The sequence below is a fragment of the Pseudomonas sp. Leaf127 genome (genome assembly GCF_001423155.1).
Classification (GTDB): domain Bacteria; phylum Pseudomonadota; class Gammaproteobacteria; order Pseudomonadales; family Pseudomonadaceae; genus Aquipseudomonas; species Aquipseudomonas ovata.
On the sequence record NZ_LMOA01000006.1, the window covers coordinates 1 to 15,976 of the forward strand.

Annotated in this window: 14 protein-coding genes and 3 pseudogenes; 10 read left to right on the top strand and 7 right to left on the bottom strand. The window is 61.6% G+C overall.

Annotated features, from left to right (window positions below; translation table 11 throughout):
- From ASF84_RS29605 to ASF84_RS06180, 4 genes and pseudogenes are all read right to left on the bottom strand, one after another.
- Positions 1 to 323, bottom strand: a pseudogene (locus ASF84_RS29605) (methyl-accepting chemotaxis protein); the annotation flags it as partial.
- A gap of 1 nt (position 324) precedes the next feature.
- Positions 325 to 1,347: pseudogene (locus ASF84_RS06170) on the bottom strand (cache domain-containing protein); the annotation flags it as partial.
- A gap of 177 nt (positions 1,348 to 1,524) precedes the next feature.
- The gene (locus ASF84_RS06175) at positions 1,525 to 2,298 is read right to left on the bottom strand and encodes an AraC family transcriptional regulator (RefSeq protein ID WP_056836327.1); all 774 of its coding nucleotides are present in this window, start codon (positions 2,296 to 2,298) and stop codon (positions 1,525 to 1,527) included.
- Between the two features lie 61 nt (positions 2,299 to 2,359).
- Positions 2,360 to 3,580 carry an MFS transporter gene (locus ASF84_RS06180; RefSeq protein ID WP_056836328.1) on the bottom strand — a complete coding sequence of 407 codons (1,221 nt, stop codon included), beginning with the start codon at positions 3,578 to 3,580 and terminating at the stop codon, positions 2,360 to 2,362.
- A gap of 317 nt (positions 3,581 to 3,897) precedes the next feature.
- Between ASF84_RS06180 and ASF84_RS06185 the strand changes: the two genes are divergently transcribed.
- The gene (locus tag ASF84_RS06185; RefSeq protein ID WP_082481384.1) at positions 3,898 to 4,368 is read left to right on the top strand and encodes a hypothetical protein; all 471 of its coding nucleotides are present in this window, start codon (positions 3,898 to 3,900) and stop codon (positions 4,366 to 4,368) included.
- Positions 4,369 to 4,431: 63 nt separating this feature from the next.
- On the opposite strand, the gene ASF84_RS30130 is transcribed toward ASF84_RS06185, so the two are convergent.
- Entirely contained in the window at positions 4,432 to 5,199 is a 768-nt protein-coding gene (locus ASF84_RS30130; protein ID WP_421957974.1) for a methyl-accepting chemotaxis protein, read from the bottom strand.
- Between the two features lie 87 nt (positions 5,200 to 5,286).
- A pseudogene (locus ASF84_RS30135) lies at positions 5,287 to 6,372 on the bottom strand (cache domain-containing protein); the annotation flags it as partial.
- Positions 6,373 to 6,621: 249 nt separating this feature from the next.
- Between ASF84_RS30135 and ASF84_RS06195 the strand changes: the two are divergent.
- Genes ASF84_RS06195 through ASF84_RS06205 form a run of 3 tightly spaced genes read left to right on the top strand, consistent with a single transcriptional unit; the run spans position 6,622 to position 9,063 of the window.
- A complete protein-coding gene (locus tag ASF84_RS06195) occupies positions 6,622 to 6,903 on the top strand; it encodes a hypothetical protein (RefSeq protein WP_056836487.1) in 282 nt (93 codons plus the stop codon).
- Positions 6,904 to 6,954: 51 nt separating this feature from the next.
- A complete protein-coding gene (locus tag ASF84_RS06200) occupies positions 6,955 to 8,091 on the top strand; it encodes a lysozyme inhibitor LprI family protein (protein WP_056836332.1) in 1,137 nt (378 codons plus the stop codon).
- Between the two features lie 30 nt (positions 8,092 to 8,121).
- The gene (locus ASF84_RS06205) at positions 8,122 to 9,063 is read left to right on the top strand and encodes a hypothetical protein (RefSeq protein WP_056836334.1); all 942 of its coding nucleotides are present in this window, start codon (positions 8,122 to 8,124) and stop codon (positions 9,061 to 9,063) included.
- Between the two features lie 15 nt (positions 9,064 to 9,078).
- Here ASF84_RS06205 and ftrA read toward each other — a convergent pair whose 3' ends face one another.
- A complete protein-coding gene (ftrA, locus tag ASF84_RS06210) occupies positions 9,079 to 10,032 on the bottom strand; it encodes a transcriptional regulator FtrA (protein WP_056836336.1) in 954 nt (317 codons plus the stop codon).
- 110 nt (positions 10,033 to 10,142) lie between these two features.
- Here ftrA and ASF84_RS06215 point away from each other — a divergent pair, with 110 nt between their 5' ends.
- From ASF84_RS06215 to ASF84_RS06240, 6 genes are all read left to right on the top strand, one after another.
- Entirely contained in the window at positions 10,143 to 10,748 is a 606-nt protein-coding gene (locus tag ASF84_RS06215) for a DJ-1/PfpI family protein (RefSeq protein ID WP_056836339.1), read from the top strand.
- 280 nt (positions 10,749 to 11,028) lie between these two features.
- Entirely contained in the window at positions 11,029 to 11,289 is a 261-nt protein-coding gene (locus ASF84_RS06220) for a LysR family transcriptional regulator (RefSeq protein WP_056836341.1), read from the top strand.
- A 20-nt stretch (positions 11,290 to 11,309) separates the two neighbouring features.
- On the top strand, positions 11,310 to 11,918 hold the full coding sequence (locus ASF84_RS06225; protein WP_082481385.1) for a LysR substrate-binding domain-containing protein: 609 nt from the start codon (positions 11,310 to 11,312) through the stop codon (positions 11,916 to 11,918).
- Positions 11,919 to 12,013: 95 nt separating this feature from the next.
- On the top strand, positions 12,014 to 14,077 hold the full coding sequence (treS, locus tag ASF84_RS06230; protein WP_056836343.1) for a maltose alpha-D-glucosyltransferase: 2,064 nt from the start codon (positions 12,014 to 12,016) through the stop codon (positions 14,075 to 14,077).
- 100 nt (positions 14,078 to 14,177) lie between these two features.
- Entirely contained in the window at positions 14,178 to 14,732 is a 555-nt protein-coding gene (locus ASF84_RS06235; protein WP_056836345.1) for a cupin domain-containing protein, read from the top strand.
- Positions 14,733 to 14,835: 103 nt separating this feature from the next.
- On the top strand, positions 14,836 to 15,882 hold the full coding sequence (locus tag ASF84_RS06240) for an alpha/beta hydrolase family protein (protein WP_056836346.1): 1,047 nt from the start codon (positions 14,836 to 14,838) through the stop codon (positions 15,880 to 15,882).
- Positions 15,883 to 15,976 lie beyond the last annotated feature (94 nt).

A 15,976-nucleotide genomic window follows, 5' to 3' on the forward strand; every position in this document is an offset into this window, starting at 1 on the left:
ATCTGCCGCTGTCCGGCGCGGGCCTGTTGCTGGCTGGTGTCGGCCGAGTCGGCGGCCTGGCTGCAGGAACGGGCGACTTCGTTGGCGGTGGCGACCATCTCATGAAAAGCGGTGGAGACCATGTCCACCGCTTCGCGCTGGCGGTTGGCCGCTTCGGCCATGTCACCGGACACGCGGGTGGCGCTCTGTGATGAATCAAGAATGCGCGTGGCGGCCTGGCCGATGTGCTGGATCAGGCTGCGGATGGCGCTCAGGAACTGGTTGAACCAGCCGGCCAGTTGCGCGGTTTCGTCGTTGCCGCGCACCGCCAGGGTCACGGTCAGNGGTCAGGTCGCCTTCACCCTGGGCAATGCCTTCAAGGCCGGTGGACACGCTGTTGATCGGGCGCACGATCAGGCTGGCAAAACTGGCACCGACCAGGGCGAAAACCACGGCCAGCACGGCGGCGATGATGCCGATCAGCCAGGTCAGTTTATTGGCCGAGGCCATGACTTCGTCCTGGCGGATCAGGCCGATGAAGCTCCAGCCCAACTGTGCCGAAGGATAGACGTTGGCCATATAGTGCTCGCCGTTGATCTGTACCTGACGCAGGCCCTGGCCTGTCTTGGCCAGCTCACTGTAGCCGCCGCCCAGTTCGGCCAGTTTCTTGAAGTTGTGCTCGGGTTGCTTGGGGTCGACCAGCACGGTGCCGTTGTTCTCCATCAGCATCAGGTAGCCGGTCTCGCCCAGCTTGATCTGCTTGACGAGGGTGGTCAGTTGTTTGAGCGACACGTCGATATTGATCACCGCACCCGGATTGCCCAAGGCGTTGGGAATGGCGCGCACAGTACTGACCAGCACCGCATCATCGGCGGCCCAATAGTGCGCTTCGGTGCGCAGGGTCTTGCCAGGGTTGGCCATGGCCAGGCTGTACCAGGGACGAGTACGCGGGTCGTAGTTGCTTAGCTGCGGTTCTTCGGGGCCGATAGCATAGCTGCCGTTGCTCAAGCCTAGCTGGACATAGGCATAGGCCGGGTGGCTCTTGATGATGCGAGTGAACAGGGCGGTGATCTGCCGGTCCGTTTCCGACGGCGCGGTGCTCGCGGCGTTGGCACTCATGTAGCTTTTCACGTCATTGCCGGAGTTGCTCAGCAACGGGTTGCTGGCCAGGTAGTCGACATTCTGGCTAATGCCTTCGAAGAACAGTTGCATGGCGTTCTCGATCTGGCGGATTTCGCGGCCGCTGCTGTCGATAAAACCTTCGGTGGCTTCGCTGCGCAGGTTGAGGATGACGATGCTGGCGACGACCACGATGGGCAGGCACGCGATGATTGCAAACGCCCCCGTCAGCTTTTGCTTGATGTTCATGTAGGCTCCGGATTGCTTTATCAACCATGATTGCGCCACCGCAGATGCACGCAGGCGGCTCCTCCCAGGACGACCGGGATTTCAAGATGCTGCGAGAGGGTTTCGGCCGACAGACGGTATTCTTGAGCGGCCAAGGCTCTACATGGCGCTTTGCCGAGCAGGACTCAGGTTCGGGCGCTACCTGAAAAACCCGCTGGGCGTCACGCCGAACTGCCGTTTGAACATGGTGGTAAATGCGCTGGGGCTTTCGTACCCCAGTTGCAGCGCCACATCGATGATCCGTTCGCCGCAGGCCAGCAGTTCCAGCGCCATCAAGAGCCGTGCCTGTTGGCGCCACTGGCCGAAGGTCATGCCGGTCTGCTTGTGGAACAGGCGCTGGATGGTCTTTTCATCCACCGCCAGGCGCTGTGCCCACAGGGCCAGGGTGCTGCTGTCGCCGGGGTTGTCCTGCAAGGTGGTGCAGATGGTTTTCAGACGCGGATCGGTGGGTTGCTGCAAGGCCAGGGGCAGGGTGGGCAAGGTGACGATCTCGTCGAGGATCAAGCGCATGATCCGCCCGGTGCGCGAGTCTTCGGGGCCGCTCATGTCCAGCCCTACCGAGGCCTTGATCAGCTCGCACAGCAAGGCCGAGATGCTCACCGCCTTGGTCCGGGTCGGCAGGCCTGCGGTGCACTCGGGCTGCACGAACACGCTGCGCATTTTTACCGCGCCCACACAGCGCACGGCATGCGGCTGCCCGCAGGGCATCCAGATACCGCGGCTGGGTGGCACCACCCACTGACAGGCGGCCGAGTGCACCACCATCACGCCTTCGATGGCATAGATAAGCTGATGCCTGGCATGGCTGTGCGAGGCAATGAACCAGTTTTCCGGGTAGTCCGTGGCGCTGCTGGTGATCGACCCGGCGCTGGCGTCGATTTCGGCTACGTGTTCTTGCAGTGATCGGATCATGGTGCTTAAACAGTCATCAAAGTGCAGGGCGCACTGTAGAACACCCTGCACGGCATGGGTATCAACGCACGCGGGTTTTCGGCAGCAAGGCGGTCACCAGCCCCAGCAAGGGCAGCCAGGCGATCAACTGGTAGACCCAGACGATGCCGAACCGGTCGGCCAACTCGCCCAGGCCTGCGGCACCGATGCCGCTGATGCCGAACATCAGCCCGAACATGATGCCCGAGACCATCCCGACCCGGCCGGGTACGGCCTCTTGCGCATAGACCACCAGGGCGGCGAACGCCGAGGACATCACCAGGCCGATGACCACTGCCAGCGCCGCCGTCCACGCCAGGTTGGCGTAGGGCAGGGCCAGGGCAAAGGGCGCCACGCCCACGAACGAGACCCAGATCACCGCCTTGCGTCCGATCCGGTCACCCACCGGCCCGCCGGCAAAGGTACCCAGCGCTACGGCCGCGAGAAACACGAACAGGTACAGCTGGCTCTGCTGCACGCTCACCCCGAACCGCTCGATCAGGTAGAAGGTGAAGTAGTTGGTGAATGAGGCGATATAGACGAACTTGGCGAACATCAGCAGGCAGATCACGACCATGGCCCGCACGACCTGGCCTGATGTCAGTCCCGACGCCAGGCTGGGTGGCATGCGCTTGAGTGTGGCCTGACCGTGACGCAGATTCCAGCGTGCCAGGCGCACCAGCACCCAGATTGCCAGCGCGGCGGCCAGCATGAACCAGGCAATCGCCGACTGCCCATACGGAATCACCACCGCCGCGGTCAGCAACGGCCCGATGGCCGAGCCGGTATTGCCGCCGACCTGAAAGGTCGATTGCGCAGTACCAAAGCGTCCGCCCGAGGCCAGCCGTGCGACCCGCGAGGCCTCCGGGTGAAAGGTCGCCGAGCCGACCCCGACCACGGCGGCGGCGACCAAGAGCATCGCGTAGCTGTCGGCAAAAGCCAGCAAGGCCACGCCGATCAGGGTCATCACCATGCCAGAGGGCAGCAGCCAGGGCAGCGGACGCTTGTCGGTGTACATCCCCACCCAGGGTTGCAGCAACGAAGCGGTAACCTGGTAGATCAGCGCAATCCAGCCAATCTGCGCAAAACTCAGGGAAAAATCGCTTTTAAGCAGGGGGTAGATGGACGGCAGCACGGCCTGGATCAGGTCATTGAGCAGATGGGCAAAGGCTGCCGCGCCAACGACGGGCAGCAAAAAGCCTGACGGCGCATGGGGATGAGCGGCAGGCGAGGACGTGCCGGGTATCGCGGTCTGTATTGTCATGAGCAAACACTGTACGCAGGGGCCAGAGACATGACGGCTTGCCGGATGAGGCGCACCGCCTGTGAAGGTCTGGCCAGCGTAGGGGGTTGCGCAATGCCTGTCTCACGCGCTATGGGCGGTGACTGTTGCGTTTAGGACAATCTGCGCTTATCCGTGCAGTGATGGCGGCCAATGGCTTCTTCCGGACCGCGGCCTGGCTTAAGATCCGTGCTCGCTGCAGAGCGCGCATACCCCATGGGCCCTGCAGGTGTCGGGGACACAGACCGCTTGCGGTTGCGATCAGGATTATCGTTTTCCAGGTAAAGGAGTACAGGTTCATGCCTGCTGCCAACAGCATTTTTTCTTGCAGAACACTCAGGGCGACGGCTGTCATTGTCTTGTCTGTGGCCTCGGTCGGGTGTGCTCACACCACCCTGGAGCAGCAGTTCCAGGGCATCGAGGCCTGTGATATCAAGGATGTGTACCTTGATGCCAATACCAGCAAGGCCACAGGTGCGTATTTTACCGAGCGCCGGCTGCAGCCGTGCCGCCTTGATGAAGCAGCGTTCTATTGCATCAAGGACACGTTCTACGGGTTGACCGTAAGTGAGGTGGTCATTCCCTATCGCGGGCCGTTCAGCGTGCATGCGGTGTATCTGGAAGAAAGCCGCCCCGTGGTCGAGCAAAGGCTGCGGGCGCGGTTCAAGGGCATTGCATTCAACCGTGATGACGGCGCTACGCCGTTTTTGATCGACGATCCCAAACAGCCGGGGCGTACGGTGTTTTATTGTGACCGGCACAGCGAGTGAGGCGGGACATATGAACGCAAGACCCGCTCCGGTTGTACCAGGGAGCGGGTCTTGCCAGGCATGTCAGGATTTGAAGCGTCCCACCAGCCGGTTCAGCTCTTGCGACAGGTCAGACAGGCGTCCCGAGTCGTCCTGGGCCGAATGGGCCAGGCTTTCAACCAGCTGGGCATCGTCGTAGATCTGCTGGATGTGGCGGTTGATTTCTTCGGCCACGCTGTGCTGCTCTTCGGCGGCGGCCGAAATCTGCAGGTTCTGATCGCGTATTTCGTTGACCGACAGCTGGATGCCTTCAAAGCTGTCGCGCGCGCTTTCAATGGATGAGACGCTGGCACGCGAGAGGTCCAGGCAGCTTTCCATCTTCAGCGTCACTTCTTCGGTCTTGCTGCCCAGCGTGCCCAGCAACTGTTCGATTTCGCCTGTGGAGTCGGAGGTGCGCTTGGCCAGCGCCCTGACTTCATCGGCCACCACGGCAAAGCCACGGCCCTGATCGCCCGCACGGGCCGCCTCGATGGCGGCATTGAGGGCCAGCAGGTTGGTCTGCTCGGCAATGCTGCGAATGGTGCCGATAATCTGGTTGATGCTACGGCTGCCGGCCTCCAGCTCCAGCATGGCCTGGGACGACTCGGTCAGGCGCCGGCCCAGCCGATTGACGTTGTCGGTAGTGGCCTCGATCTGTTGCTTGCCCTCGGCCACTCGACGGTGCCCGTTCTCGGCAGAGCCTGCCGCGCCGCTGCACGAGCGCGCCACTTCGTTGGCGGTGGCCACCATCTCGTTGAACGCCGTGGAGACCAGCTCGACCGCCTCACGCTGGCGCTCGGCCGCTTTGTTCATGTTGGTGGCGACTTCACTGTTGGTGTGCGAGGCATCCTGCAGGTTGGTCGATGCCGCACCAATGTGCTGAATCAACTGGCGGATGGCGCCCAGGAATTTATTGAACCAGCCTGCCAGTTCGGCCGTCTCGTCCTTGCCTTGCACCGACAGCTCTTTGCGCAGATCACCTTCACCCTGGGCAATGGCCTGCAAGCCGTGGCTCACCTGGTTGATGGGTTTGACGATGATCCGGGAGAAGGCGGCCGCCACCAGACCGAAGATCAGCACCAGTATCGCCACAATGGACATCGTCAGGTAGGTCATCCGCGTGGCCTCGGCCATGACCTCGTCATGTTCGATCAGACCGACATAGCGCCAGCCAAGGACAGGCGATGTCCAGACGTTGGCCATGTAGCGCACGCCGTTGATTTCAACTTCAGTGGCGCCTTGCTCGGTGCTTGCCAGTTGTGCGTAGGGCGCGCCCAGCTCCTTGAGCGGTTTGAAGTTGTGCCCCGCGTCTCGCGGGTCGACCAGCACCACGCCATCCTCGACCAGCATGACGTAGCCGCTTTTGCCCAGCTTGATGCTCTTGATCAGTTCAGTCAGGTTCTTGAGCGAAACACTGACGACAAAGACGCCCTTGGGTTTGCCGGCGCTGTCCAGCAAGGTCCGGGCGCTGCCCACCAGGGCGACGTCGTCCTTGGCGTAGTAATAGGCCGGTGTACGCACACTCTTGCCAGGGCTGGCCATCGCCGCTTTATACCAGGGGCGTGCGCGTGGATCGTAGTTGGCCAGTTGCGGGTCATCCGGCCATTTGGCATAGGTGCCATCTTCCAGGCCGATCGAGAGGATCGCGGCCGAAGGGTGCGTGGCGCCGTAGCGCGCAAAGCGCTCGATGGTCTGGGCAGCCGGAGCAGGAAGCGGCTCGCTGGCGGCGTTGGCCGCCCGATAATCCTTCAAGGTTTCGACGGCACTGTAGGCCGGGTCAGTCGACATCTGGTCGACGTTCTGCGCCGTGCCGTCGAAGAACTGACGAATATTGCCGTCAATCTGCAGCATCTCCCGCGTGCTGCCGTCGACAAATTGCTCGAATGCCTGGGTACGCGTATTCAGGATAGCGATCACGGCCACCACGCTCACCGGAATGAACGCCACCGATATGAACGCCAGCACCAGCTTGTTCTTGATATTCATGGGCAGACCATCTGTTTAGGAGGATGCGCAAATGGCCGGCTACAGGGGCGACTTGCCTGGTTTGTGTCGGCCAATAACAGCAAAACTTGAAGCAAGGTGGGTAAACCATCCTGTGCAGACACAGCGACCAGGCTTTAAGATTCAGGACTTTGTGCACCGGGGAATGAAAAGGTGTGTATCCCAGGGAGTGGTGACCGAGTGAATCCTGCGCAGCTGCGCTTCAGACCGAGACTCATCCTGGCGCTGGCCATGTCGGTGCTGGCCGGCCTCTGGCTGGGCGCGCCGGTGCTGTCCAATGCCTGGATGCTGTTGACGGAGCGCAACAACTTCATTCCGGCCGAGTCATCGATCTGGACCTTCGAGCCCTATGAAATCAACCAAGGATCTTCCAATTACTGGATCTACGGTGAAGACCGGGTCAATTACTACTACTTTGCCTATACCCCACAGATGCCTTACCGGCTGATTGCCAAGCGCAATCGGTGTGCAGGTTTTGACCGGCGCGATGTCCGCACCTGGTGCGCGCCGTAACACCTGTCTTTTCGCGACACTCCCTGTTTTCCCTTGGCTGGATTACCCTTTATGAAGCGTTGGATATGCCAGGTGATGGTGGCAGCAAGTGCCCTGTCGCTGTTTGATGGATCAGAGGCGCAGGCCGCCAGTTTCGACTGCCGCAAGGCCACGGCCGACGTTGAACACATGATTTGCGATACACCTTCATTGTCATTGCTCGATGAGCAACTGGCGGCCGCCTTCAACCCGCTGAAAAACCAGCGCTCGTTGCAGTCGATCCAGAGCGATTGGCTGGCAAGCGTGCGTGACGAGTGTGAGACGGTCGAGTGCCTGGAGGATGCTTACACACGGCAGGTGCGTTTCCTGACGCCGGTGCCGGAAAAGTCGTCGGTAAATCCGAAGAGCCTGCAGCCGTTGCCGGCCGGGCAGGGTTATGTTCAGCGTGAGCACCCGTGGCCGCGCTGGACGCTGTCCGGCATGCCGCAAGGCGACCTGGGTCGCCAGCGCTACATTGTTGCCGCTACCCGGCGCTCAGGCATCATGCATGTCATCCTGTTTTCCGGGGACTTCGATAAAAGCCTGTTCTGTTACCGGGGCAATTTGTACGAGTACGTCGACAAGTTCCCGGGACCCCGACCGACCCTGCACACCATTGCCGAGAACATTTGCCTGGACGGGGCTGACGACATTGGGGGCAACGACGAGGGCAAGCATTATGCCGGCCTGATCGACGGCATGCTTTATTACCGCCAGCAGATGAGCACCTATGAGTTCAAGGGCATGTCCTACGCGCTGGGCTCCAATGCGGCACCGCGAGAAAGCAGTCTGCTGCACCGGTCGCTTTCCCGCTCGCTGGAAAACGCCAAGGCGGTCTTGTTGTTCTCTGCTGACAACGGTTACGGCCAACTGGGCATGTACTACAGCCATGTCGGAAAGTCAGAAGACATTGCGCCCGGCAATGGCCCGCAAACCCGATGGCTGATCTATAACCCCACCTGGAACCCGTCGCGGCCGGTGGTGTATTTCATCAACAGCCTGAGCTTCATCTGGCGTGCCGACCTGGTCGACAAGACGCTGAGCAAGATTATCGAGGTGGACGACAAGACGCAGGTCCACAGCCCGACCCCGATGGAGGTCAATGGTCGGGAAGGCGTGATTTACCTGGAGGATGACCAGTTGATGATGGCCATAGCGCCGGATGACTGATGTGAAATCCTACAGCTCAAGTTTGACGTCATGACCCTGTGGCGGCGCATGCTCTGCGGCGTATTGATCCACGGGCTTTTTTGCGTGGGCTACGTTTTTCTCAACGACTTCGTGGCCCATCTCTACGGCTCGATCAATGGCGGGCTGACGTCACGGGGCGTGAATGTCCGGCTGACCAGCCGGTTTCTCTTCGAGGTGTTCATCGGCATCAACCTGGTGCTGGCGTTGATACCGTCGCTGCGGATCAGGTTGTTGCTGTGGGCGGTGTGGGTGGCGCTGATTCCCTTGTGGTTGCTGCCGTATCACCCGTTGCGGGCGTTGTTCTATGGTGTTGCCCAAGGGGCCTTTACCCTGGCGGCCATACTTGCCTGCGCCGGGCTGGATGCCTGGTGTCGGCGTAAAGTCGCCTCCGGTAAAGCCTCGGGGCTGGCACAGGAGCTGAAGGAGATCGCCGGGCATTTTCCACCGCGGCTGCCGGCACTGCGCGAAGGTTATCCGTGGGTAAGGTCGCTGGCGTCCGTGGGCATGGGCGCCTACCAGATGGCCTTCATGCCCTGCGCCGCCAGCCGGCAACGGTTGCACAGCCTTATCGAACGCCAGGGGCTCACCACTGAAATAGCGCGCACGGCGCGTTTCGTCACGCTGGGCAATGCTGAGGGTGAAGTGCTGTCATGGCGTGAAAACGCCGAGTTCGACGGGCATGCAGTGATCATGATCACCCACAGCGCCGCCCTGGTGCAGGCCGTGCGCGAGCTGCCCATCACGCCGCCTGCGCCGTGGGTCGTGTTTCCTGACTTCAACCCGCAGGGGCTGGGCAATATGCAGGGCACTCTGTTGGGATGGTGGGCGTTGTATTTCCAGCCTTTCTGGGACTCGCTCGACGTATTGCAAAAGCAGGCGTTTCTTGATGAGCGCAAGGCACCGTTGGCGTGGCGGGAGTATCTTGAGTTTCATGATGACGGTATTCAGTGATCCGTCAGCGAGCCCTCAAGCCCGCGCAAACTGCTTGCGATAGCTCATCGGGCTCACCCCCACCAGATTGCGGAAATGTCGCCGGAACGATTCCTCGGAACCAAAGCCGGCCTTTTCCACCACTTCGCTGAGCCTGACCCGCGAGGACTCCAGCAGCTCCTTGGCGTAGGCCACCCGCTCACCCAGCAGCCAGTCGTATGGCGTCAGCCCCGTGCATTCCATGAAACTGCGATGCAGCGTACGGGTGCTCACGGCGGCACGGTCGGCCATGTCCTTGATGGTCAGCGGGCGCTGCAGATCGCTGCGGATCCAGTCCATCAGGTTGGAAATGGGCGCATCGCTGGTGCTGACCAGCTGGCGGGTGGCGTATTGCGACTGGCCACCTTCGCGGTGCGGCGGGATGACCATGCGCTGGGCGACCATGTTGGCCACGCGCGAACCATGATCCTTGCGCACCAGGTGCAGCATCATGTCCAGGCCGGCCGCGGAGCCTGCGGCGGTGACGATGGTTTCTTCGTCGACGTACAGCTCGTTGGGCTGGATGCTCAGCGCCGGGTACATGCTGGCCAGCAGGTCGGTGAAGCGCCAGTGCGTGGTGACCTTGTGGCCGTCGAGCAGGCCGGCGGCGGCCAGTACAAAGGCGCCGGTGCAGATCGAGCAGATGCGCGCGCCACGGGCATGGGCGGCCTGCAGTTGGTCGATCAGGCGTTGTGGCACTTCGGCTTCGACACCGCGCCAGCCGGGCACGATGATGGTGTCCGCGCTTTCAAGCAGCACTTCGCCTGCGGTGGGGGTGATGGTGATGCCGCCAGCGGCGGTGATCGGGCCGTCGTCCACCGCGTAGGTGGCAAACTCGTACCAGGGCACGCCCAGTTCCGGGCGCTTGAGGGCAAACACCTCGACCGTGCAGCCGAATTCGAAGGTGCACAACTGGTTGTAGATGAGCGCGACGACGAGATGATTCTTCATGGCAGCATGTGACCGGATATTGGCATTACCGACAGTAGTTGGCCTTGATGCTACTGCGTAATCTTTGCCCTGTCACTGAGGTGAAATCATTTTTTCGGAGCCCGTTCCATATGTCACTCAATATCGGTATCTATGTATTTGACGACGTCGAAGTCCTGGACTTCGCAGGGCCCTACGAAGTCTTTACCACCGCCACACGCATGCACGGGCGCAACAGCCGTGACGACCGTGCGCTGTTCAATGTCTTCACCATCGGCCGTACCACCGCGCCCGTCCGGGCCCGGGCAGGCCTGAAGGTCGACCCGGACTACTCGATCCATGACCATCCGCCGCTGGATTGCCTGATCGTGCCCGGTGGCGTGATTACCGCCGAGATGGAAAAGGCCGATGTCATCGAGTGGATCAGCCAGCAGTCGGTGCCCGGCCGCGTAGTGGCTGCCGTCTGCACCGGTGCCTTCCTGCTGGCCCGCACCGGCAAGCTGACCGGTCGACAGGTGACTACGCACTGGGAAGACATTGCCGACCTCAAGGAGATGTTCCCCTCGATCGATGTGCTCAGCACCTTGCGCTGGGTGGACGAGGGCGCGTTCGTGACGTCGGCGGGCATTTCGGCCGGCATCGACATGAGCCTGCACCTGGTCGAGCGCTTGCACGACCGTGCGCTGGCCGAGCGTACCGCGTTGCAGATGGACTTCGACTGGACTGAAAACGACTGACAGGCCTGCGTCACGAGGCCTGATGTAACACGTCTTTTACACGCACAGCAGCGCCGGCAGGAGCGGCGCCAGACCTGACCCTGCTTTGCCCCGTCATTCGGGGCATTGCGCCGTTGTGCCCGTCATACAGGCCTGGTCAACGGTGTAGCCGATGCGCATATTCGTGTGCATTGCCTTTGATCTGTTGCCATATTTGCTACCTAGCCAGGGAGCAGGGCAAGACGCATTCGCCATCCCCACCCGCCTGATCGCAGGCTTGCGTCCACAGAGTCAAGGAAACATGAAAACCCATTTCTTCAAGATCGTTCAGACCGTTGCTCAGCATGGTTCTTTCTCCGAGGCTGCCGCTATCATGGGCTGCAGCCAGTCGAATATCAGTTATGCCATCAAGGAGGTTGAAGACTACTTCGACAAGCGCCTGTTCATCCGCAGCCGCACAGGCTGCACGCTGACCCCCGAAGGCAAGATCATCACCCAGACCCTGAGCAACATGCTGGCCACGCTTGAGCAACTAAAAAAAATGGAGTCAGTGGCACTGTAGCCATCCATTACAGCACGCATATGCAGGAAACCAACCTGGGACCTTCGCTTGATTTTCTCGCCCGGTATTACCCTGATATCCAGTTGAGTGTGTTGCACAGTACCGACCTGCACCCCAGCCTGGACCCCCTGCGCCGTGAAGCGGCCGACATCCTCATCCTGCCCAGTACCGTGCTTGACGAGCACCATATCGAACACCATCGCTGGTCTGACCACTATGTCATGGTGGTTGCCCGTCACCTCAAGAGTTCCCCCCAGAGTCTGGTCGAGCTGGCACAGACCGTACGGTATGTGGCCTGGCGTCATCCGGGACTCGACCGGCTGCACAGTCAACTGGCTGCTGCCCAGTTTCGCCTGAGCCATCGCGGCGAACTAAGCTGCCTGGAGACGTTGCTGGACCTGGTGATCAAGGGCCATTGCCTGACGGTATTGCCCAGTGCCTTGCTGCCACGGCCCAATCCGGGGCTGGAGTACCTGACCCTGCCAGTGCCGGTCAGCCGCCGTATCAGTGTCGTGGCAAGGCCGTCATCCTTGTTGTCCAACGCCGCTGCCGTGGTCATCGACGCCTTGAAAAGGGCGCCGGCTTTTCAGGCCGCACGCCCCTTGCCACAGGACTGTAATCAACTTTGATGCAACGATTGCCCCGTCAGGGGCTCATACACAGTAGTTGAATTTTCGAGAGCTGGCCTCTCGCGCCGTACCACTTCAAGCGGGTGAATGGACTTATGACAACACCGGACAAAGAGTATGTGAACTGGCTGGTCGAGCAATCGATGCTCAACGCCGCCCGCCAACGTGCCAAGACCTACGGCGGGCAGGGGCGGCTCTGGCAGCGCCCGTTCGCCCAGGCCCGGCCTCGTGATGCCTCGGCCATCGCCTCGGTGTGGTTCACCGCTTACCCGGCGTCGATCATTACTCGCGAGGGCGGTTCGGTCCTGGAGGCCTTGGGCGATGAAGAACTCTGGCGTGCGCTGTCGGAAGTCGGCATCCAGGGCATTCATAACGGGCCGTTGAAGTTGTCGGGCGGGCTGCAGGGCTACAACCGCACGCCCAGTATCGACGGCAATTTCGACCGCATCAGCTTCGGCATCGACCCGGAGCTGGGCAGCGAAACCCACTTGCTCAACCTCAGCCGCATTGCCGCTGCGCACAACGCGGTGGTGATCGACGACATCATTCCGTCGCACACCGGCAAGGGGGCGGACTTTCGTCTGGCCGAGATGGCCTACGAAGACTACCCCGGCCTCTACCACATGGTCGAAATCCGCGAGGAAGACTGGCCATTGCTGCCGGCGGTGCCCGAGGGCCGTGATGCGGTCAACCTGCTGCCGGATGTTGTCGACCTGCTGCGCGACAAGCATTACATCGTCGGCCAGTTGCAGCGGGTGATCTTTTTCGAGCCTGGGGTCAAGGAAACCGACTGGAGCGCCACCGATATCGTGGTGGGCGTGGACGGCAAGCCACGACGCTGGGTCTACCTGCATTACTTCAAGGAAGGCCAGCCGTCGCTGAACTGGCTCGACCCAAGCTTTGCGGCGCAACAGATGATCATTGGCGATGCACTGCACGCCATCGACGTCATGGGCGCGCGCGTGCTGCGTCTGGACGCCAACGGTTTTCTCGGTGTGGAACGCAAGATCGAAGGCGGCGCCTGGTCGGAAAGCCATCCGCTGTCGATCACCGGCAACCAGTTGATTGGCGGTGCGATTCGCAAGGCTGGCGGCTTCAGCTTCCAGGAACTGAACCTGACCATCGACGACATTGCCTCGATGTCGCACGGCGGTGCCGACCTGTCCTATGACTTCATTACCCGGCCGGCCTACCAGCATGCGCTATTGACAGGCACCACCGAATTCCTGCGCCTGATGCTGCGCCAGGTGCATGCTTTCGGCATCGATCCGGCGTCGCTGATCCATGCCTTGCAGAACCATGATGAACTGACCCTGGAACTGGTGCATTTCTGGACCCTGCACGCCCACGATACCTACCACTATCAAGGGCAGACCTTTCCCGGCAACATCCTGCGCGAGCATATTCGTGAAGAGATGTACGAGCGCCTGGCCGGTGAGCACGCGCCGTACAACCTCAAGTTCGTCACCAACGGCGTGTCATGCACCACGGCCAGCATCATCACCGCCGCCCTGGGCATCCGCGACCTGGACACGTTGACCGAGGAAGATATTCGCCAGGTCCAGCATATTCACCTGCTGCTGGTGATGTTCAATGCCATGCAGCCTGGCGTGTTTGCGCTGTCGGGTTGGGACATGGTGGGTGCCTTGCCGTTGCCGGCCGAGCAGGTCGAGCACCTGATGCAGGACGGCGACACGCGCTGGATCCACCGTGGCGCCTACGATCTGGTCGATTCCGATCCGACGGTGGCGGTGTCATCCGGCGGCATGCCACGGGCCAGAAGCCTGTACGGCAGCCTCAGCGAACAGTTGCAACGGCCGGACTCGTTTGCCTCGCAGCTCAAGAAGATCCTGGCGGTACGCCGCGCCTATGACATTGCCGCCAGCCGTCAGGTGCTGATTCCGGATGTCGAGCATCCGGGCCTGTTGATCATGGTGCATGAGCTGCCGGCGGGCCGCGGCACCCAGATCACGGCGCTGAACTTCAGCAACCAGCCGATCACCGAAACCCTGCATCTGCCGGCCGATATCGTACCGGGGCCGGTGGTCGACATCATCAACGAGCGGGTCGAAGGCGACCTGAGCGAGCAGGGCGAATTCACCATCAACCTGGACGCCTATGAAGGCCTGGCGTTGAGGGTGGTGAGCAATCTGGTGTGATCATGCCGGCGGCAATCGTGCTTTAATACGCGCCCTTCACGGCACACGGCCAGTATCTGGCCGTGTTTCACCCTGCAAGCATTCTTCATTCAAGGCGGTTATGGACACGGGCACCCGACTCAAGCTGGTTCGCGAAAGCCACAAACTCTCACAGCGCGAGCTGGCCAGACGCAGCGGCGTGACCAACGCGACCATTTCGTTGATCGAGCAAAACCGCGTCAGCCCCTCTGTCAGTTCCCTGAAAAAACTGCTTGAAGGCATTCCCATGAGCCTGGCGGAGTTCTTCACCTTCGATCAGCCGCCTGGGCGCGTCAACGAGCAACACGTTTTCCGCGCCGGCGACCAGCCGGACCTGGGCCGTGATGGCCTGCGCCTGCTGTTGGTGGGGGCCACCTTGCCCAGCCGGCAGATGCGCTTCCTGCGTGAGCAGTACGCCCCCGGTGCCAGCTCCGGTGACGAGTCCATCGTGCACGCCGAAGGCGAAGAATGCGGCCTGGTCACCCGTGGCACCATCGAGCTGACCATCGACGGTCAGGTCCATGTGCTGGGGGCTGGCGATGGCTATTATTTCCCGACCACCCTGGCGCACCGCTTTCGCAACATTGGCCAGGATGAGGCGGAAATCATCAGCGCCAACACACCGGCCAATTTCTGACCCTGAAACAAACCGTGAACACGGATTAAATCTGGCCCGCCTTGTGCACGATCATCGTGGAGCAAGGTCTCAGGCTGTATAGGGCAGGGTGAGGGAGAAGGTTATGGTGCGTCTATGTGCAGTGATGCTGATGGGGCTGCTCGGTGGCCTTGTTTCGGTGCAGGCCCAGGCCGACACGCCAACGCTCTGGGGCGCAGGTTTTCACGAGTTGAGCTTTGCCGACCCGCTCGACGGGCAGGCGATGCGGGCCATTGCCTTTTATCCTTCCACCGCCGCCGAGCATGTCAACCGGTTGCGCGGCTACGATGTCGAGGCCACGGCTGACGCCCCGGTTGCCATGGGCCGCTTTCCGTTGCTGTTGCTGTCGCACGGCAACACCGGCACGCCACTGGCCATGCATGACCTGGCCACCTCGCTGGCGCGCCAGGGTTTTGTGGTGGTGGCGGTGGTGCACCCCGGCGACAACGACCGCGACCATAGCCGCCTGGGCAGTCTGAGCAACCTGTACGGCCGGCCCTTGCAGATTTCTGCCGCCATCAGCGCCGCCTTGCAGGAACCCTTGTTGGCTCCTTACCTGAGTGCCAGCCAGGTCGGGGTGATCGGCTATTCGGCCGGTGGCGAGACCGCGCTGATTCTGGCCGGCGCCCAGCCGGACCCGAAACGCCTGCGCCAGTACTGCATCGAACGCCCCGACGACCAGGATGCCTGCAAGACCCAGGGTCACCTGGTGGCTGACCGCGACGACCTGCACGCCGAGGCCGATCCACGGGTGGGCGCGCTGTTGCTGATGGCGCCGTTGAGCCTGATGTTCGGCCGCCAGACCCTGAGCGATGTGCATGTGCCGGTGCTGATGTATGCCGGCGACGACGACCGCCTGCTGGCGCTGGACAAGAACGCCGAGGCTCTGGCGCGCAAGCTGCCGCAGGCGCCCGACTACAAGTTGCTGGCCGGGGCCGGGCATTTCGTGTTCATGGCCCCGTGCAGCGACGAACAGCGCGCGACCATGCCGATTCTGTGCAACGACGCCGAAGGCGTGGACCGCGAGGACATCCATCGCACCTTGAGTGCCGAGGCGGGGCGTTTCTTCAGCGATGCCCTGGGCACCCCGGAAAGCGACCGCTCCGGCCTGCAGRCCGCACACCACTTGTAGGAGCGCGCTTGCCCGCGACCGGCTGCGTTAGCAGTCGTAAAATTTCAGCGTTTCACAAATTTTTGCGAGCGCTTCGCACTCGGTCGCGGGCAAG